6 protein-coding genes and 1 pseudogene are annotated in these 20,954 nt (G+C 68.5%); 4 read left to right on the top strand and 3 right to left on the bottom strand.

Annotation, left to right across the window (positions count from 1 at the left end; genetic code table 11):
* Positions 1-30: 30 nt before the first annotated feature.
* The 3 genes and pseudogenes from AC07FJ_RS27555 to AC07FJ_RS27545 form a co-directional block, all read left to right on the top strand.
* Positions 31-819: pseudogene (locus tag AC07FJ_RS27555) on the top strand (serine/threonine-protein kinase); the annotation flags it as partial.
* 1,497 nt (positions 820-2,316) lie between these two features.
* Positions 2,317-3,987: a succinic semialdehyde dehydrogenase gene (locus AC07FJ_RS27550; RefSeq protein WP_479052004.1), complete on the top strand. Its 1,671-nt coding sequence runs from the start codon at positions 2,317-2,319 to the stop codon at positions 3,985-3,987.
* A 29-nt stretch (positions 3,988-4,016) separates the two neighbouring features.
* Entirely contained in the window at positions 4,017-5,825 is a 1,809-nt protein-coding gene (locus AC07FJ_RS27545) for a GMC oxidoreductase (protein WP_479052003.1), read from the top strand.
* Between the two features lie 72 nt (positions 5,826-5,897).
* Here the strand turns inward: AC07FJ_RS27545 and AC07FJ_RS27540 are convergent, their stop codons facing one another.
* From AC07FJ_RS27540 to AC07FJ_RS27530, 3 genes are all read right to left on the bottom strand, one after another.
* On the bottom strand, positions 5,898-6,998 hold the full coding sequence (locus tag AC07FJ_RS27540; protein ID WP_479052002.1) for an LAETG motif-containing sortase-dependent surface protein: 1,101 nt from the start codon (positions 6,996-6,998) through the stop codon (positions 5,898-5,900).
* Positions 6,999-7,769: 771 nt separating this feature from the next.
* Positions 7,770-8,486: a hypothetical protein gene (locus AC07FJ_RS27535; RefSeq protein WP_479052001.1), complete on the bottom strand. Its 717-nt coding sequence runs from the start codon at positions 8,484-8,486 to the stop codon at positions 7,770-7,772.
* Between the two features lie 88 nt (positions 8,487-8,574).
* Positions 8,575-15,540, bottom strand: coding sequence for a polymorphic toxin-type HINT domain-containing protein (locus tag AC07FJ_RS27530; RefSeq protein WP_479052000.1), 6,966 nt, complete (start codon positions 15,538-15,540; stop codon positions 8,575-8,577).
* Between the two features lie 502 nt (positions 15,541-16,042).
* Between AC07FJ_RS27530 and AC07FJ_RS27525 the strand changes: the two genes are divergently transcribed.
* Positions 16,043-20,815 carry an FG-GAP-like repeat-containing protein gene (locus tag AC07FJ_RS27525; RefSeq protein ID WP_479051999.1) on the top strand — a complete coding sequence of 1,591 codons (4,773 nt, stop codon included), beginning with the start codon at positions 16,043-16,045 and terminating at the stop codon, positions 20,813-20,815.
* The last annotated feature ends 139 nt before the right edge of the window (positions 20,816-20,954 follow it).

Genomic DNA, 20,954 nt, shown 5'->3' with positions numbered 1-20,954 from the left:
CGTTTGGAATCCCGGCTCGGCCGCGGTGGCATGGGGACCGTCTGGCGGGCGTACGACGAACTCCTCGGCCGCCGGGTGGCCGTCAAGGAGATCCACGTCGACGCCGGCGCCACCCCCCACTCCTCGCTGCGTGAGGCGCGCGCCGTCGCCCGCGTCCACCACCCGAACGTCATCTGCGTTCACGACGTGGTCGAGGAGGACGGCACCCCGTACATCGTGATGGAGCTCGTCGAGGGACTCTCGCTCGCCGAACTGCTCGCGGTACGCGGCCCCGTCGACCCGCCCGAGGCGGCGCGCATCGGCCTCGCGCTGCTGGGCGCGCTGCGCGCCGCGCACGCGCTCGGGGTGCTGCACCGCGACCTCAAGCCCGCCAACGTCCTGCTGGAGGACGGCACCGGGCGGGTCGTCCTCACCGACTTCGGCATCGCGCACCTCGCGGGGGCGACGACGCTCACGGAGGCGGGGATGTTCGTCGGCTCCCCCGAGTACACCGCTCCGGAGCGGATGCAGGGCGCGCAGGCGGGGCCCGAGACGGACCTGTGGTCGCTGGGCGCGTTGCTGTGCGCGGCGCTGACCGGCCAGTCGCCCTTCCATCGCGACTCGTTGGGCGGGGTGCTGCACGCGGTCGTGGAGGAGGAGGTCCGGCACCCGGCGGCGGCCGGACCGCTGATGCCGCTGGTACGCGGGCTACTGGAGCGCGACCCGGAGCGCAGGATCGGCGTGGCGGAGGCGGAGCGGTTGCTGCGGACCTACCTGGTGACGGGGACGACCCCGCTGTACGAGCCGCCGCCACCGGCCGAGCGGCCTCCGGAACCGGGCCACGCCCGGGCGCGGGACGAGGCGGCGGAGGACGGAACCGCGCGGACCCGGAGCAGGTGGGCGCAGCGGGCACAGAGGTCGCAGCGTGCTCGTGAGCGGTCGCGGGGGGCGGAGGGGCCGGAGGGGCCGGAGGGTTCGGCGGGACGGTCCGAGGGGCGTTCCGCGGGGCGGTCCGAGAGGGCTCAGCGGTCGGAACTGCTCCACTGGCCACCCCGGCCCTTCCGGCAGACGCCGGGCGGCTCGGGCGCCGCCGGTGGACCGGGCGGCTCGGGTGACTCGGGCGGCCCCGCCGTCGCGCCGGGCTCGAGCGGGGCCGACGGCGAGGGAGGGGCGCCCGCCCCGGCCGGCTCCGCTCGCTCCGGTGGCTCCGCTGGGGCGCCTGCCGTGCCGGGCTCCGGCGGTTCCGGCGGTTCCGGCGGGTCGCCCGCCCCGGCCGGCGCGGACACCTCGGGCGGCTCGCCGGCCCCGCGCGACACCGCCGCCTCACACAGCCCCGGCGACCCGAGCGCCTCACACGCCCCTATCAACCCCACTAACTCCACCAGCCCCACCAACCCCACATGCTCCAGCAGCCCCGGTGACGCCACGGCCACCTCCCCTCTCTCACCTCCCCCCAGTGCCACGGCAGCCCCCACCGCCCCCACCGCCCCCACCGCCCCCATCCCTCCACCCCACTCCGCCGTCACCCGCCCCACGCCCACCGCCCACCGCACGCGCCACCCCCTCCGCACCCCCGTCGTGGCCGCCACCGTGCTGGCCGCCGCCGCGGCGCTCGCCGGGGCGGGCGCCGCGGGCGTGCTGCTCCTGCGCGACGACCCCGGGGACACCGGTGACGGCGGCGCCGCGCCGCCCGTGGCCACCGTCACGGCGTCCCCGTCGGGGCACCAGAACGGCCCCACCCCCGCTCCCACCCCGACCCCGTCGCGCTCCACCCCCGTACCCGCCGGGTACCGCGCCGTCTCCGACCCCGGCGGCTTCTCCCTCGTCGTCCCGGAGGGCTACCTCCGCAGCACGGACGGCCAACGCGTCTACTACATGTCCCCGGACAAGGCGTACCGGATCGGCATCCGGATCCGCCGGACCGTCGAGGGCGGCCCCCTGGCGGCCATGCGCCGCGCCGACGCCGACGGCCCGGACCGCAACCCGGGTTACCGCGACGCCAAGGTCACCCCCACCACGCACAACGGCCTCCCCGCCGCCCTCCGCGAGTTCACCTGGAACGGTTTCACGGACGGCGAGGGCCCCCGGCGTACGTACGACATCTGCTGGGACGAGGGGGGCCACCTGTACAACGTGTGGGTCTCGGCACCGCGCACGCGCCTGGACGAGCTGAAGCGCCATTTCGACACGGTTCTGGATTCGTTCCGTGTGCGGCACGCCTGACGAGCCCCTGATCAGGGCTTCTTTGCCAGTGATCGCTGGCGTGGTGTGAGGGTCCCGCGAAAAGCTGTTACCGGCGGGTACCGCGCGCCCGGCATTCCGCATACCCTCGCCCCCATGACGGACTCGACGGACACGACGGACTCCACGGAGACGCAGGCCACCTCCGCCCCCTCGGCTTCCCCCGCAGCGACGGAGCGGATCGGAACGAACCCCGTGGCCCCCGCCCCGGCCGGCGCCCGCACCGCCGCCGACGTGGTCACACCCGAGGTGGTCGCCCAGCTCACGCGCGGCGTGGTCGGCTCCGGCCGCACGGCCAACCACACGCCGTTCACCGGTGAGAAGCTGGCGGACCTGCCGGAGTCCACCCCCGAGGACGTCGCCGAGGCGTTCGCGCGCGCCCGCGCCGCCCAGCCGGTCTGGGCCGCGACCCCGGTCCGCGCCCGTGCCGCCGTACTCCTCCGCTTCCACGACCTGGTCCTCCAGCGCCAGGCCGAGGTGCTGGACCTGATCCAGCTGGAGACCGGCAAGGCGCGCCTGCACGCCCACGAGGAGGTCCAGGCCGTCGCCGTCGCGGCCCGCCACTACGGCCGCCGCGCGGGCGCGTACCTGAAGCCGAAGCGCCACGCCGGCGTCGTACCGGCGCTCACCAAGGTCACGGAGCTGCGTCAACCGCGCGGTGTCGTCGGCCAGATCGCGCCCTGGAACTACCCCCTCGAACTCTCCGTCGGCGACGCGCTGCCCGCCTTCGTCGCCGGCAACGCCGTCGTCATGAAGCCCGACACCGAGACCGCGCTGACCGCGCTGTGGGCCCGTGACCTGCTCATCGAAGCCGGTCTGCCGGCCGAGGTCTTCCAGGTGGTCCTCGGGGACGGCCCGGTCGTCGGCCCCGAGGTCGTCAAGCACGCCGACTACGTCTCCTTCACCGGCTCCACCCGCACCGGCCGCGAGGTCGCCCAGGGCGCCGCCGCCCGGCTCGTCGGGGTCTCCCTCGAACTCGGCGGCAAGAACGCCATGCTGGTCCTCCACGACGCGGACGTGGAGAAGGCCGCCGCCGGCGCCGTCCGCGCCTGCTTCTCCTCCGCCGGCCAGCTGTGCATCTCCATCGAGCGGCTGTACGTCCACGAGTCCATAGCCGACGACTTCATCGAGCGCTTCACCGCCCGCACGAAGGCGATGCGGCTCGGCAACTCCCTCGCGTACGGCGCCGACATGGGCTCCCTGGTCGGCGAGCGGCAGCTGGAGACGGTGACCCGGCACGTCGACGAGGCCGTCGCCAAGGGCGCCACGCTCCTCGCCGGCGGCGTCGCCCGCCCCGACATCGGCCCGCTCTTCTACGAGCCGACCATCCTCGAAGGCGTCCAGGAACCGATGTCCGTCTGCGCCGAGGAGACCTTCGGCCCGGTCGTCTCGGTCTACCGCTTCACGGACGAGGACGAGGTCGTCGAGCGCGCCAACGCCACCGCGTACGGCCTCAACGCCAGCGTCTGGACGAAGGACGGCCGCCGCGGCCACGCCGTCGCCGCCCGCCTGCGTACCGGCACGGTCAACATCAACGAGGGCTTCGCCCCGGCGTACGGCAGCGTCCAGTCGCCCATGGGCGGCATGAAGGACTCGGGCCTCGGCCGCCGCCACGGCTCCGAGGGCATCCTCAAGTACACCGAGGCCCAGACGATCGCGCAGCAGCGGCTGATGCCGCTGGCGCCGTCCTTCGGCATGGACGACGAGAAGTACGCGGCGTTCATGAGCCACAGCCTGCGACTGATGAAGGCGTTCCGCTTCCGCTAGAAGTCCCCTTTTCGGTACGAGGAGAGCCCATGCCCCAGGTCCCCCCTGCCCAGAATCAGGATGAACCGGCTGACGGGTACGACTACGACGTCATCGTCGTCGGCTCCGGCTTCGGCGGCTCGGTCTCGGCCCTCCGCCTCACGGAGAAGGGCTACCGCGTCGGCGTCCTGGAGGCGGGCCGCCGCTTCACGCGGGAGACCCTCCCCAAGAGCTCCTGGGACGTGAAGAACTACCTCTGGGCCCCCGCCCTCGGCCTGTTCGGCATCCAGCGCATCCATCTGCTCGGCAACGTCATGGTCCTGGCGGGCGCCGGTGTCGGCGGGGGCTCCCTCAACTACGCGAACACCCTCTACGTACCGCCCGCGCCCTTCTTCCAGGACAAGCAGTGGGCCGCCATCACGGACTGGCAGGCGGAGCTGGCGCCGTACTACGACCAGGCCAAGCGGATGCTGGGCGTACGCCTCAACCCGACCATGACGCCCTCGGACGTCCACCTCAAGGCCACGGCCGAGGCGATGGGGGTCGGCGACACCTTCCACCTCGCCCCGGTCGGCGTCTTCTTCGGCGACGGCCGGGACGCCGACGGTACGGCGAAGGCCACACCCGGCTCGACCGTGCCCGACCCGTACTTCGGCGGGGCCGGCCCCGCCCGGAGCGCCTGCACGGAGTGTGGCTCGTGCATGACCGGCTGCCGGCACGGCGCGAAGAACACCCTCACCGAGAACTACCTGCACCTCGCAGAGAAGGCGGGAGCGGTCATCCACCCCATGACCACGGTCACCGCCCTCACCGAGTCCGCCTCCGGCGACGGCTACCTGGTCACCACCGTCCCCACGCACCGCCGCCGCAAGGCCACCCCGCACACGCTGCGCTGCCGGTACGTCGTCGTCGCGGCGGGCACGTACGGCACGCAGACCCTGCTGCACCGCATGAAGGACGAGGGGAAACTGCCCCGCCTCTCCTCCCGACTCGGCGAGCTGACCCGTACGAACTCGGAGGCGCTGGTCGGGTCCCAGACCACGGACCGCCGCTACCGCAAGCGCCACGGCCACCGCCGCGTCGACTTCACGCGCGGCGTCGCGATCACGTCCTCCATCCACCCGGACGCCAACACCCACATCGAGCCCGTCCGCTACGGCAAGGGCTCCAACGCCATGGGGTCCCTGTCCATCCTCCAGGTGCCGTACTCCGACCACCGCGTCACCGCCTGGCTCGGCAACGTCGCCCGACACCCGCTGCAGGCGCTGCGCTCGCTCTCCAACCGCCGCTGGTCGGAGAAGACCATCATCGGGCTCGTCATGCAGTCCCTGGACAACTCCCTCACCACCTACCGCAAACGCGACGGCATCGGGAAGGGCCTCCTCACCGCCCGCCAGGGCCACGGCGCCCCGAACCCCAAGCAGATCCCCGAGGGCACGCGCGCCGCCTCCCTCCTCGCCGAGGAGATCAACGGCTTCGCCGGCTCGAACGTCGGCGAGCTCATGGGCACCCCGCTCACCGCGCACTTCCTGGGCGGCTGCGTGATCGGCGCGACGGCCGAGGACGGCGTCATCGACCCGTACCACCGCCTCTACGGCCACCCGGGCATCTCGGTCGTCGACGGCGCGGCCGTCTCCGCCAACCTCGGCGTGAACCCGTCCCTCACCATCACGGCCCAGGCGGAACGCGCCATGTCCTTCTGGCCCAACAAAGGCGAACCGGACCCCCGCCCCCGCCAGGGCGCCGCCTACGTACGCCTCACCCCGGTCGAACCCAAGTCCCCGGCGGTCCCGGCGGACGCCTTCGCGGCCCTGAAGCTCCCGTTCCTGGGCATCCCCACGGTCCCGCCGAAGGCCTGAGCGGCCGCGGACACACGAGAGGCGCTGCACCCCCCTCCGAGTGCAGCGCCTCTCTTGTCCGTGTGGTGCTGGTTACGCGGTGGCGCCGCTGTTGCGACGACGCATCGCGAAGACGACACCGGCACCGGCGACGATGGTGATACCACCGGCGATACCGATCACCGGCAGCATCGACGACGAACCGGTCTCGGCGAGGTTGCCGGTGACGGGGATCTGCTTGGCCTCACCCTGCGGCTTGACGTCGGCCTTCGGCTTCTCGCCCGACGGCTTCGAGTCCTCGACCTCGCCCGGGTTACCACCCGCGGCGACGACCTCGAACGGGTACTCCTCCATGTCGAAGGCGCAGTCGGCGCTCGGCTCTTCGCTGGCGTCGAAGCCCATGATGAGGGCAACGCTCTGACCCGCCGGAGCCGGCTTGTCGATCTTCACGCGGAGCTTGACGGACTCCTGCTTGCCCGCCTTGAGCGCGAACGCGCCCTGGAAGTAGCCGTTGTTGGCGCCCTCCTCGGCGAAGTCCGACGTCCACTTCTTGGCCTGCGGGTCGTACATCTCGAAGTGCGCGTACTGCTCGACCAGCTTGTTGGTCTCCCCGTCGAGCTCCTTCTCGTACGACGCGAAGGCGAAGAGCTCAAGGTTCTCGATGTCGCTCTTACCCGTGTTCTTGACGTCGAAGGAGAACTCCTTCCAACCGCTCCCCGCGACGATCTTGTTCGGGAAGCCGGAGAGGCTCACGTCGAGGGTGAGGTCCTCGCAGAACTCCTCGAGCGGAGCCTCCTCGTCTTCCTCGGACTCGGCGGGCTTGTCGTCGGTGGCCGGCTTCTCGCCCTCGGCGGGCTTGTCCGCAGGCTTGTCCGCGGGCTTCTCCGCGGGCTTCTCGCCCTCCGCGGCGGGCTTCTCGCCCTCCGCGGCCGGCTTCTCGGCCTCGGAGGCGGGCTTCTCGCCCTCGGTGGTGTCCGCGTCGTCCGGGGTCGTCGAGCCCGGCGTCGTGGTGTCGTCGTTCGCCGTGTCCGGCGTCGTCGTGTCGGGCGTGGTGGTGCCCTGCTCCCCGGCGCCGCCGGTAGAGGTCGTGCTCGTGGTGCCGTCCGTCGCGTACGCGGCCGGAGCCGCCAGGAAGGCGGCAGGGGCGATGACGGCGGTCGCGGCGGCGACCGCCATGGCGCGGCGAAGCTTCATTCAAGACCTCGTGGTCTGGCGTACCGCATCACGCGGCACGGAGTCTGGCGGGCCGCCTCCCGAGGTGGGGGTGTCACGGGTGTGGCCGTTGTTTCGCATGCATGACCCGTGACGGGTGGGGATGGTTGTGCGCCAACTGACGAAAACTTTATGTGTCCCGCGTCACACGAATGGCCTAGCGTCCGGCGTCCGCGCACCGGACCTCGTAGTCGTACCCCTGGCCGACGTTGGTCTCGAAGTAGAGAACGGGCTCGTCGCCGCCACACAGCTCCTGCAGCACTGCGGACGCCCCTCCTCGAAGGGTGCCCCCGACGGTGATCTAGAGATCGATCACGAAACTGCGTTCCTTGTTGCCGCGGAGTGACCATGCGTCTGCCCCGAGTAGAGGCCTGCCCCGGAGGGACGGTCGAGCCGATGAAAGGCGTCACACGGAATACCAGGCATCTCGAACTCCCCGTCCTCTCGGAAGTCGACCCGCGACCACCGCCGTCTCCCGTCCACCCTTCACGACATCAGCGGTGCCCAGCTCCCGACTCCTGCCCTCGCAGGCGTACAGCCCGAACAGCGCAACGAGCAGCGCAACCTAAACCGCCACGGTGATCGCGCACGCGCGAAGGAACCTCACCGGGCTCGCGCTGTGGATTCCTCTCTTCGTCGAGGACCGCCACCCCTGCCAGGCGCGCCTCGCACGGGACCGCAGCCCCGCCAGGGGCCTGCCGCTCGGCCAACCAGCTGGAAAGGTTCGCTAGCTAGGCTTTGTGCTGCTCAACATCAACTGTGGCCGAGGGCTCCAGCATGTTGGGAGACTTGCCGCACCTGGGCCGCAGGCAGATGCCGCACGTCCCAGAGCAATGCTGCCGTGTCGGCAATCTCGCCCGGCACTTCGCGACTCGGCGGCACGTCCTGCATACCGGTCAAGGTCGCCAAAACAGAGACCCTGACGCCGAACACAGCTGCGAAGCCATTGAGGAGCTCACGGTCGAGTTCCTTGACGCCACGCCCTACTGCTCCGATGGTCGCAGCTGATAGATAGACATCGGACATCAGATACATCACCTTGGCTGCCGAGGACCACCCCAGATTGCGGAGAGCGAGCATCCGCACAAAGAGCGAACCGAAACATGGGGGGTACTGCTCATAAGAATTTCGCTTCCTGGGTGATGCGGTCATCGGTCGCTCGGTCAGGGATCGGGCGTAATCCCGCAGCTGCTGCCTGGAGGAAGCAGGCAAGGGGAGTGCATGCCGGACCAGTCGGGGGAGCTCGCGGCTGGCACCCTCATCGAAAGGCCACTCCTGGTCCGGAATGGAAAGGTCCGCGATGAGGAAAAGATCGTGGCTTTGCATGCCGATCTGCTTCGCTAGTCGATGAAGGAACTTCTCGGTCGAAAGTTTCCCCATCGAAGTTTGAGGTGGCTCCATGCCTTGACTGTGCGCAAGACGCGCCAGGAGAACGTCGGAGCCGGGGTATGTCGGGAATTCCATCGCCACCGTCGCATCAGAAGAGGACTTATTCAGGGTGTGTGCAACGCCCGCTGGGGGCAGCGTCCACAAGGCTGCCCCCAGTGAACATCGCCGTTCAGTGGCCTGGTGGTCCAGCGTAGTAGTCCCAGGCGCTGTCGGAAAAGTCCCAACCGTGCCGTCGGAAGGCCCCGCGGGTGATATCTAGCAATGGAGTGAACCCTGGGAGGTCCGTCGGACGGTAATGACCGGAGAAGTTGTCGATCCTGGAAATCACACCATTTGCATCGACGTCGAAGGTGCCTGCCATGAGCACCCCTTTACGGTCACCCAAGGAGGTGTGCCCGGCATCCGGATTCAGGTCCCACATCGATTCGTTCTGCATGGCACGCAGTGAACCATCCCGGCGGACGACGAAGTGATACTCACCCGCACCTAGGGGGGACCCTGCCGAAATCCCTGCGTCTGCGGGAAGGGTTCCCTGGTCGGCGTGGTCGACGCCCTCGCGGAAGGGTTCCCAGACCTTATCCCCGCAGTTGTGAACCAGGACCGGCGCAGTCCCCACCAGCACGTAGTACGTGTGGATATCAGCCACCGTGAGGTTGTGAACCATCGCCTGCTGGGTCCAGCGCTGGACCGCCGAGATCTGGACGTGCGTGCCGGCGCTGGTGCGGAGCCACTGGCCTGACTTCAGCTCGGTGGCGTCGATCCATTCGCCTAGCTCGGGGACCCAGAAGGGATGTCCGTCGGTGGCCGTGATGGTCGCCGACTTGTCGCCCTTCTCACCGTCGATGTCGACGGTGACCTCGACCAGGTTCTTGGACCCCTTGCCGATGATGGTCGCGGAGACGTCCCTGGCCGACGTCTCGCCGGTCTCGGGATCCGTGGCGATGACCTTGTCGCCGGGCTTCAGGTCCTTGATGGCCTTCTTGCTGCCGTCGGCCATGAGGACGGGAGTCTCGGGCGTGAAGCTGTTGACGGTGCAGGATTCACCGGCACTGCCATTTCCTCCGCCCCCGCCGTCACCGCTGTCGGCCTTCTTCGCGGCTATCGCCGCCGCTTCGTCGGCTTCCGCTTTTTTCGCCGCTATGGCCGCGTCCGCTTGTTTCCGCCACGCGGCCATGTCTTCCGTGTACTTGGCCATGGCGACGGCATCGGAGTCAGTCCGCTTGATGATGCCGACGGCCCACTGGACGTCGTCTTCCCATCTGCGGTAGGCGTCCCATGCCTTGTCGAGGGCCTTGAGGACGCGCTTCGCGCCACCCGCCCACGGGACTGCGGCCTCGAGGGCCAACATCCCGCACGTGGCCAGGTCACCGCCGAGACAGGCGGCGATGTCATCCCAGCCGGTGGCTCCCTTCAAGGCCTCCTTGGCCACTTGGAGAGCGATGTCGACTTTGCTTTGCTGCGTGAACGCGCGAGCGCGGTCAACGTCTCGCTTGCTGACGCTCGGCACCGGCGCGGAGGGCGCGGGCGGGACGCCGGCGGCGGAAAGAGTGGCGTTGTAGGTCTTCGCCGCCTTGATCCACTCCGAGAAGTTCACCCACTCGCCGGACGGGTCGCTCAAGGTGATTGGACTGTTGAGTGCATACGCGTACGGGCTCATCGTCTGCGACTCGGCGAAGTCCATCATCGGGTCGACCGAGATGAACCGCCCCACCGCCGGGTCGTATTCGCGTGCCCCGAGATGGGTGAGCCCCGTGGACTCGTCGACCGTCCCGCCGACGAAGCCCTTCTCTCCCGGCCAGATCGAGGGCTTCTCGCCCCGCGTCTCCCCGAAGGGTGTGAACTTGCGCCGCGTGACCGCCTGGGTGGTGGCATCCACTGACGTGGTCGCCGTGCCGTTGCGGTCGCCGAGCAGGTACGAGGTGGTGATCGTGCCGGCTTGGGCGACCTTGACCATGCCAGGGCCTGCCGGGTGGGCGAAGTAACGCGTGCCCTTGGCGATGTTCCCCGCCTTGTCGAGCTTGACCTCGGTGCCCGGCAGGTAGAGCGTCGTCCCGGTGGGGTCGCGTCGTATGAGGCGGTTGCCACCCGCGTCGTAGACGTACGACGTGCTCTCCGTGCCCTTGGTCACGCTCTGCAGGTGGCCCTCGACGTCCCACTCGAGGGTCTGGGTGTTGCCCTGGACGACACGCTTCGTAGTGTTGCCGGCCGTGTCGTATGCGAAGAGGTCCTCCCGCTCGCCCTGCGGCCCCTTGGTGTGGACCTTGGACAGGCGGCTGGTGGTAGTGCCCCCGGTCTCGTAGGTGTAGGTGCGGATGACGTCCTTGGCGGTGTCGCCGACGGTGTCGTGCTTGACCTCGGTCTTGCGGTTGCCGACAGCGTCGAAGGTGTACGACGTCCAGTACGGGTCCGGACCGCCCACCTTCGGCGCCGATCCCGGGCCTGCGCTGCCGGGCTTGGCCGCGCAGTCGTCCGTCGCCGTCCAGGCGTCGGTCATGCGCCGCAGGTAGTCGTAGGCGAAGCACTGGGTGTCGGTCGTGGCCTGCGTCGGGTTGGCGCCCTGCGCATCCGTGATCTTCAGGACGTTGCCGACGTCGTCGTAGGCCGTACGCACATCACTGATGCGTGCCGTGCTGGTCAGCCCGACTTCCTGGTCGTACACGGAACGGGTCGACCGGCGGGTCTGCTCGTCGAACTCATGGCTGGAGATCAGCTGCTTGCCGGCCGGTCCCACCCTCGTACGCACCACATCGCCCAGGGGCGTGTACTGCGTCTGCGCGACGAAGGTCTTGCCCGCGACCGACATCGTGTCGACCACGTCGAAGCCGTTGTAGCCGAGGCTGACACGTTCGGAGGGCAAGCCGCCCGCCGCCGGATGCGTGACCGTCTGCGGGAGGCCGGTCGTCTTGCTGTACGTGTTGGTGTAGAGGTAGTCGCCCGCGAGCTTCCCTTCGGACGCGGGGATAGTGACCTTGTTGCCCAGCGGCCGGTACTCCGCGTCGTATGCGGTCACTGCCTGGGTGTAGGCGTTTCCGTCGACGTAGCGGGTCGAGGCCACGGGTAGTCCGAGCGCGCCCGGCAGGGTGTCGTACGTCTGCTCGGTCAGTTTCGGTCCGGTGAGCGCGCCCTCATGGGTGGCGGTGACGCGGCCGAGGGCGTCGTAAGCGAAGGCGATCGTCTTCGCCGGGCCGCGGCCGTCGGTGATGGTCAGGACACGGTCGCCCTGGTCGTACGTGGTCCGCGAGGTCCCCTTGTCGGGGTCCACCGTCTCGTACGCGCGGCCGCGGATGTCGTACTTGTACGACCACCTGTTGCCCGCCTGGTCGGTGACCGACTCCAGCAGCCCCCGCCGTTCGTACGTGTAGTCGATCTTGTCGAACGTTCCCGAAGGGCTGTCGCCCTTGAACTGCTGGAGCTGGGTCTTACGACCCTTGGCGTCGATCAGCGCCTTGGTCGGGGTGTCGCCCTTGGGCGGGTCGACCGCTATCCAGTCGCCGCCGTACGACGTCGTCGTTCGCCAGGTCTCCGCGCCGAGCTTGCGGGCGATCGTCGCCACCGGGCGCCCCATGCCGTCGTACTCCATGCGCGTGGACGCTGGCACTTTGTTGTCGTCCGAGATCCACAGACCGGCCGACGGGGCCTGGTCGTTGAAGTGGGCACCGTTCTCCTTCCAGATCAGCCCGCGGCTGTCGTAGAAGGTGTCCGTGATGACCCGGCCGCCGTCGAGCGCGGGCTGCTGGGTCTGACGAAGACGGAGCGCACCGTCGTAGATGTCGTAGCTGGTGCGGTAGGTGCCTCTCTCCAGAAGCCGCTTGGTGGTGATGACCACCGGAGCGTCCGGGGTCACGCTGTAGCCGAACTCGGCGTCCGGGATCGTCGTCGCCGGGTCGCGGTCCGGTGACCACACCTTGAGCAGACGGCCGAGCGCGTCGTACTCCATCACGGAGCGGCGCTTGTTCGCGTCCTCCTGCGCCACCGGCAGGCTACGCCCAGGATCCAACTCGGTGGAACTCACGTGACCGAGCGCATTCGTCGTCGTGATCTTCGTGACGACCGAGCCTGACGCGGGGGTGTACGACGTCTTCGTGACGTTGCCGTACACGTCCGTCGCCGACGTGGGGCGTCCGTACGCGTCGAAGGTCGTGGACCCGTTGAGCGTGTAGACCGGCTGGCCGTCCTTGTAACCGGACAGCGACTCGGCCTTGATGACGTTGCCGACGGTGTCGTAATGGACGCGCTTGTCCGACGCGACATCCTGCGGACGCTGGATCGTCGTCGCGTCACACGCCTTGGTGAGGGACTCCACCCGCTTCTGGAGCGACAGGAGCCACTTGGACAGGTCCTCGACGTACTCGTAACGGACACACGTGTCGTCGTCCGGCTTGCCCGTGTTGCCGCGGTCGGTGGTGCTGAGCACCCGGCCCCGACTGTCGTAGGTGTGCTCGACCGCCGTACGGATCTGGCCCCGGCCGTCCGAGAGCACCGTGCGCGAGGCGATGGTCGTGGTGCCCTGCACCCATGCCTGCAGCGGCTGCGCACCCTCGTCGCCGCGTTTGCGGGACGCGGTCGGGCCGTGGACCCATGGCGTGTAGAGCGTCGCCGACTCGAGAGCCCCGCCCTCGCCGTTGTAGTAGAGGGTCTCGCGCGTCTGCCCGGCGTACAGCTCGTGGTCGGCGACCTCACCGCCCTCGCTGTCCTTCACCTTCACCGACCGCCGAGTACCGCCGGCGAGCTTGTCGCCGTCCATGCCTCGGAAGTAGAGGTTCTCCACCATCGTGCGCTTGTCCGGCGCGACGCCCACCAGGGTCCGTACGCGCTCGTAACCGCGCCACTGCGACCACGTGCGCGCACGCTCGCTCAGGACCTCCGACTCGTCGTCATAGGCCCAGGCCGGCGCACCCAGGTAGACGTAATTCGTCTCCTTGGTCGGCGACGTGCCGTTCTTGTCCTCCTCGCGCACCTGGTCCACGCGGTGCTTGTGGAACCAGTCGGTGGAGTACACCTTCTTCATGCCGGTCGGGTCGGTGGGGTCCGGAACCTCAATGACGACCGGATAACAGCGGAGCGTGTTCGTATCGGGAGTGGCAGGGAGCTTCTTCGGCTCCACGGTGCTGCACTCGGGCGCGGCGTACTTCACCGCGATCCGCGCACCGGTCTCCGTCTGGATCGTCTCCACACGCCAGCGCAGGAAGGGCGGGTTGCCGTCGGTGTCGTTGTCCACCCGGTTGGGCAACTGCTTGCCCTCGAAGACGACCGGCGGCATCGCGATGGGCGTGCCGTTCTTGCCCGTGTGCTGGATCTTCGCGAGCCACAGCGGGTAGTCCCCCGCCACGCCGCCGTCACCGGTGGACTTGAAGTCCTGCGTCAGGGTCCAGGTATCGACCGGCTCGGGCTTACCGGCCTTGAGTACCCAGGCGTTGACGGCGGTCAGCCGCTTGCGGGAGAAGAACGTCGGCGAGTAGCGGTCCTTGCACTCCTTGCCCGACTCGCACAGCATGTCGGCGGGTACGTCCGGCCAGTTACGGGTGGTCTCCCACTGCGCCTCCGAGGTCAGCTTGGCCTCGGCGCAGTCGAAGGTATCCGTCTTGATGCAGCGCTCGGCCACGTCGAACGTGATCTGGGCGGGGGCCGCCGCGAAGAGGGCGTCGCTCCGCAGACCGTACGAGACGCGGGTCAGCCAGCCGCCCCGGTCGTAGCCACGGGCGGTCGACTTTCCCAGCTCCGTGACGTTGGAGCCGTAGTGGTTGCGCTCCTTGGCGTACCAGTAGGTCATCGCGTTGCCGCGAGGGTCGACCACGTAGTCGAGGTTCCAACGCCAGGCCTGATCGCACACCGACTCCGCGTACGCCGTCTGGTGGCAGTCCTCGCCCGCGTGGTTGCCGTACACCGGCACGGTCCACGCGGAGTTCGTCTCCGGGTTCCCGGCGGCCCAGCCGGGGAGCCGGTTCAGGCCGAAGTAGTACTGGACGCCTTGCATGTTGGTGACGCGCCAGTACTCCTTCTCCGTGTCGCCGTTGACGGCGCCCTTGACCAGCTCGACGCGGGAGCCGTCGTCCCCCTGCGGACGCCATTTCTTGGTGGCGTCGTCCAGGACGAGCTGCGTGGAGGAGCCGTTGAGTGACATCGTCACCATCGGCGGGCCCTGGCAGAGGTCACCGGTCGGGTTCTTCGGGTTGTTGTGTCCCGAACCCTCCTTCCGGTCCTCTGAACACGGCAGATAGGTCCGTTCGATGAAGTTCGAGGCGAGATCCCAGCCGTCACCGACCCAGCTCGGCTGCTGGGACGTCGCCGAGGAACGCCCGTCCACACTCGCGGAGGAGTAGCTCAGCCCCAGGGACGGCCCGGGGCCGCCCAGCGACGCCGGGATCTCCATCGGGTACGACCAGGAGAAGTCACCGGACGAACCGCCACCCTGCCAGGAACCGGAAGGGCTCAACGACGTCGCGCGGTAGTCGCCGTTGGCTCCGCTCGCGCCGGCTGTGGCGGCCAGGACCATGGGGGCGGGTGTCGCCGGCGCGGCCTTGGTCTCGGAGGCCTTGGCCGCGGACGGCTTGGCCTGCGGCTGGATCGTCGCGGTGACGGTTCCCGCGGCCGCGTTGTTCGTCGTGGCGACAGGCGTGCGTGTCTGACATTCCGGCTTCTGCGGAGTCGTCAGGGCACACTCAGGGAGCGCCACGAACGTCAGACGCGAGCCCCAATCACCCCCGTAGGCGTTGCGGAAGCTCCGGTAGTCCAGCTCTACGGCCAGCGGGCTCGTCGACACGCCCGTGTCCGTCCGCTGCACCTTCAGCAGAAGTCCGTCCACACCCGCACGCTGGGCGGACGCCCGGTCCTTGACCTGGACCCTGGCCCGTACGGGTGTCGTGGCGGCGTTCGGCTTGGCGACGGCGAGTCGAACGGGGGCCGCACCGGCCTTCACCGCCGCTCCTGCCACGGACGCGGTGAGGCGGGACTTCGCGGGAGCCGTCGTGGTCGGCAGCGTGACCTCGGCGGTGCCGGGTTTCGGCCAGGCCACTGCCGGCGGGGCCTTCCATGAGCGCTCCGCGGAGAGCGCCTTGCTGGATGCGCCCTTGGCGGGCTTGCCGGGAACATTGGTGAGTTTCTGCAGCCCCGGCAGAAGATTTTTCTGCGCTGCCACGGCGACCGGAGTCGACGGCAGCCCGGTAACAAGGATGGCGGACGCAAGCGCTGGGACTGCCCAGCGCGTCATCGGCCGAAAACGTATGCGCCGTCTTATCCGCCCAGCGCGTAAACGTGATCTCAAGATCCCCCCTGTATTCGCGAAAACGCACAACCGGCCGGAGAACGTATCACTACCTCCAGGGCCCGTCTGTGCTTTTCAGGGACAGGTAAAACAAACAAGCCAGTTGTCGGAGAGTTGACGTGTCGGAGCGGGACAAGGAGGGATCAATGGTTACTTGTCGTATTGCTTGACCCTTCTCGCGCAGCCACCCCTTCGCCTGGTAGAAACGGGATTCGCCGCAGGGGGCACGTCACGCTGAGTAAATATCGGTCGAGGGTTCTGGGTCCTCTGCGGAGCGCTTCACAGACTCGCAGGAAGCAGCGAATAACCAGGGGGGATTTTGAGAAGACGAACATCCGCTGTCGCCGCTGGGGCGATGCTCGCGGGAATTATCACCATGCAACCAGAGGTCGCGTCCGCTGAGGGTGCGGAATTACGCGCACCCGGCGGTGCCGCATCCGCGGTTACGCTGACGGAAAAGCGGCAGGCGGAAAGCGCGGCCGCTGAAAAATCTGCAGTAAAGACCGGAAAGCGTGTCGAGATCATCTCGATGCGTACCGAGACGGATGAGACTTATGCGAATCCGGATGGCACGTTCAGTGTGGACCGCGCCATTGTTCCGGTGAGGGTCCGGCAACAGGGCGAGCTCGTGCCCGTCGACCCCGAACTCGCGGTCGCGGGCGACGGGCGTATCGCCCCCGGGGCGACCGCGCTCCAGGTGTCGTTCTCGGGCGGAGGTGATGGCACCTTCGCGACCATGAGGGACAACGGCCGCGAGCTGTCCTTGTCCTGGCCTGGCAAGCTGCCCAAGCCATCCTTGAACGGCAACACGGCGACGTACGCGGAGGTGCTGCCCGGCGTCGACCTCACGGCCACGACGACCGTGGACTCGTTCTCGCATGCCCTCGTCGTTAAGAACGCCGAGGCCGCCAAGAATCCGGCGCTGGCCGCGGTCACCTTCGGCCTGAAGGTGAAGGGCCTCGACGTGAAGCCCGGTCCGGAGGGAGGGCTCCACGCCGTCACACCTAACGGCGATGCCGCGTTCTCGGCGCCGAAGCCTCGCATGTGGGACTCGGCCGGGTCCGAGGCCGTCAAGGCCGCGCCGACGGCGAAGCGCCCCCTCGCGGCGGTGCTCACCGGGGCGACGGAGGGATCGCGTCAGGCGCCGATGGGCATGAAGCTGACGAAACACGCGCTCACGCTGACGCCGGACAGGACGCTCCTCAGTGACCCCGGGACCGTCTTCCCCGTCGTCCTCGACCCGATCTGGGGGAAGGACGCCTGGAAGAACGCCTGGTCGATCGCGTACAAGCACACCGGCTACCCAGGCACCGAGAACACGGTGTACTGGAACGGCGGCACCATCTCCGACTTCGCTCGCGTCGGCGTCGCCAACGACCCCAACGGCGGGACGGTGAGCGCGAACACGTACTTCCGCGTCGCCACGGGCAACGTGTGGGACAAGCAGATCCTCAAGTCGACGTTGCGCATCAAGCAGACGCACGCGGGTTCGTGGTCGTGCAAATCCGGTGACATTCTTGTGAAGGACATCGGGAAGTCCCTCCCCTCGAACATCACGTGGAACAACCAGCCCACCTGGCTCTCCACCGTGGATTCCTCGGGAGAGTCCTTCGGTGGTCGCAACTGCCCCGCTGATACGGCGGGGCTGGTCGAATTCGACGTCACGTCGGCCATCAGCAAGGCCGCCAAGGGCAAGTACCCCGCGTGGGCGTTCGCTCTGACAGCCCGGAGCTCCACGGTCGATCATTCCTGGCGCAAGTTCGATCCCCACTCGGTACGCGTTTCGACGTACATGAACACGCTGCCGGTCAAGCCGACCGACCTGTCCACGAACCCGTCGGTGCCCTGCTCCGGCGGCACGTTCGGCGTCACCGACTACGTGACTCTCCGTGCCAAGGTGGACGACGCGGAGGACAACAACCTCACGGTCCAGTTCCAGTACGCGGTGGCGGGCTCTTCCGCCGCTCCCATCCGGCCCGCCAAGGTCAACGCGAGCCGGGGCACGGTCGCCTCCCTGCGCATCGATACGCGGAACCTGGCCAGCGGCACGTACTGGTGGAACGTGGTGGCCAGCGACGGCACGGCCAACAGCCCGGTGAGCGACACCTGCCGTTTCACCTTCGACAAGAACGCCCCGTCCGCCCTCCCCGGCATCAGCTCGAAGGAGTTCCCGGCTGACACGGATGGAAACCCGGCTCGTACGAAGGGGCAGTTCCTCCTCACCAACGGCGGCGTCAGCGACGTCACCCACTGGATGTGGTGGACCGACTCCGACGCCACGGAGCGCTTCGTGCACGCCAAGGACTTCCCGGATCCGCTGAAGCCACCGAGGATCGAGTACACGCCGCTCAGCGCGGGACCGCAGTACCTGTACGTCCGCAGTGTCGACGCGGCGGGCAACCGCTCTGCACTGCGCGCCTATCTCTTCATCGCGACTCGTGCGCCCGCCCGCGACAAGCCGGGCGACCTCAACGGCGACGGCACTGTCGATCTGTGGAGCGTCGACCCCGGCGGCGGGGCCCTGTGGGCACACCCGGGCCAGGGCAACGGCAAGTTCGGCGTGGGCCAGCAGGCCGACGACGAATCGTTCGGCGAGGCGGTCACCGCCCATCGCGGCAGCTGGAACGAGGACTACTACGAGGACCTGGTGGCGCTCCGCCCTGGTGCCGAGGACCCGGCGCGCAAGGAACTGTGGGTCTACAGCAACGAGGGCAACGGCCAGCTGGCCGGCACGGAGTTCGGACGCCGTGAGCTGCAGGTGTTCTCCGACGACGCCAACCACTGGCACAACGCCGACCAGATCCTCTCGGTCGGCAGCATGAACGACGACAACGGCGACGGCACGCTCACCGATGTCGACACACCCGACTTGCTGGTCAAGTCGGCCGGACAGCTCTGGCTGTACCTCGGTGCCCAGGGCAGTCCCTTCCTGGACGAGTTCTCCGAGCCCATCCCGCTCGGCAACGCCGACTGGCAGAACATGACCCTGATGGCGCCCGGCGACCTCAACAAGGACGGGCTCCCAGAGCTGTGGGTCCGCGACACCAAGGCCGGTACGGTGCACCAGTACACCAGCCGGGTCAACCCTGTCGCCGGCGACCTCACCGCCGCCGATCTCACCGTTTACGGTGACGCGGCCGTCCGCACCGCGTCCATCGGCACGGGCTTCACATCGGCCGCGTACCCGCATCTGTCCACGGAGGGAGACTTCGAGGGCGACGGCTTCGCGGACCTGTGGGCACGGGACGGTGTCGGCACAGCGGTCGAGTTCCCGGGCAGGGCGCTCGCGAACAGCTCCGCCTTCGGCGCGGCGCGGCCGCTCGTCACGGGCGGCACGCCTTGGGGCACGTGCGAGGTCTTCGAATCCACGGCTACCGGCAAGCGTTCCCTTTGCGGGCCGATCCTGGCCAAGTACAAGGCCATCGGCGGCCCGGCCAAGTTCGGCTACCCGACCAGCGACGTCAAGACCGCCGGAGACGGCGTGGGCCGCTACGTCCACTTCCACCAGCCGGGTACGACGACGGAGAACCGCTCCATCTTCTGGAGCCCGGACACCGGCGCCTGGCCGGTCCACGGCAGCATCTGGGCCAAATGGAACGAGATGGGCCGCGACACCAGTGTCCTCGGCTACCCGACCTCGGACGAGCGTCCCACTAGCGACGGGGTCGGCCGGGTCACCACCTTCAGCAAGGGCGGCAAGACAGGCGCCATCTACTACGCCCAGGGCATCGGCGCCTTCTCCATCCACGGACCTGTCTATACGAAGTACCTGGAGCGCGGCGCCACGGCAGCCCTGGGATATCCGACGACCGACGTGCGGGCCACGACCCCCAAGGCCGGTTCTTTCCAGCGGTACCGCTTCCGTCACGAGACGGCGGACAGCTCATCCATTTACTGGAGCAGCGCGACGGGCGCCTGGCCCGTGTCCGGGCAGATTCGGGCGAAGTGGATCTCCCTGGAGTCGGAGAACAGCTGGCTGGGCTTCCCGACGTCCGACGAGTACGAGGTCACCGGAGGGACGCGGACCGACTTCGAGGACGGGTACGTGCGCTGGAACCGGGCGAGTGATATCGCCACCGAGTACAAGCCGAACGCGATGACCGGCGGTCTGCGCACGGAACTCGGAGGGGACGTCAACGGTGACGGCCGTAGCGACATGATCACCATTTACAACTACGGCGGCGCCACCACCGGCTTCCACGTCCTGACCGCCAACACCGAAGGCGGGTTCGGCCCGCCGAAGGAGGCTTGGACCAGCGCGAGGGGCGGCTTCGACTACACCCGGAGCAAGTGGATCTCCGGCGACTTCAACGCCGACGGCCGTGCCGATGTCGCCGCCTTCTACGGATATGCCGACGGATCCGTTGCCACCTGGAGCTTCTTGGGCGAGTCCGACGGAACCTTCAAGCGCACCCTCAAGAGCACGACGAACCCAAGCGGCTGGTCATGGGAAGCCAGCCAGGTGCGCAGTGGCGACTTCAACGGGGACAAACGCGATGACTTCGCGATCCTCTACGACTACGGCAACGCCACTTCCGGCCTTCACACCTTCCTCGCGAAGGCGGACGGTACGTTCAATTCTCCGCTGGCCAGTTGGAAGTCTGGTGTTGGGGGCTGGGATGCCACCAGGGCCCAGATGGTCCCCGGCGATTTCAACGGGGACGGGCGTGCCGAGCTTGCCGGCTTGTACCAGTACGAGAGCGGAACGGCAGCTCTCTGGCGCTTCAACACCGCCGTCACCGGATCATTCTCCAGTAATGGCAAGGCCTGGGATTCGGGCGCAGAAGCATGGAACGCCGCCGGCCGCTTGACCAGCGGTGACTTCAACGGTGACAAGAGGGCGGATCTCGCTGTGCTCAAGGGCAAGGGGAGCACAGCCAAGAAGCTGGAGACCTTCACTGCCACTCCAGACGGTGGGTTCAGTGCACCGCGTGTCAGCTGGGAGACTCCTGCTTGGAGCGGCAGATGGGCATTCGGCAACCCCGGCGATGCGGTTTCCGGTGATGCGAACGCCGACGGAGTCGGAGACTTGGCTGTGATCTACGAACAGATGAGTGGAGACAGCCGTGCCTACACCTTCGTAGGTAAGAGCGACGGCGACTTCGACAATCCCCAACCCTCCTGGCACGGTGAAGGTGGCACCTGGTAGCCAAAGGAATTCCAGAGTCACACTCTGACTGACACACCAAGGCCCCGCGGTCATCCCCACCGCGGGGCCTTGGTCGTCGGCGTACTGCATGGGTGCACGTGCGGGGACCGGGAGAGGGACTGGCGGCGGTCCGGGGCGG

Source organism: Streptomyces sp. NPDC045998 (genome assembly GCF_056430285.1).
This window is presented reverse-complemented; position numbering and strand designations above follow the sequence as displayed.

Bases quoted from the DNA above. Each gene is read 5' to 3' on its own strand.
- AC07FJ_RS27525 (WP_479051999.1), top strand. From the start codon at position 16,043: ATGCAACCAGAGGTCGCGTCCGCTGAGGGTGCGGAATTACGCGCACCC.
- AC07FJ_RS27545 (WP_479052003.1), top strand. From the start codon at position 4,017: ATGCCCCAGGTCCCCCCTGCCCAGAATCAGGATGAACCGGCTGACGGG.
- AC07FJ_RS27550 (WP_479052004.1), top strand. From the start codon at position 2,317: ATGACGGACTCGACGGACACGACGGACTCCACGGAGACGCAGGCCACC.
- AC07FJ_RS27540 (WP_479052002.1), bottom strand. From the start codon at position 6,998: ATGAAGCTTCGCCGCGCCATGGCGGTCGCCGCCGCGACCGCCGTCATC.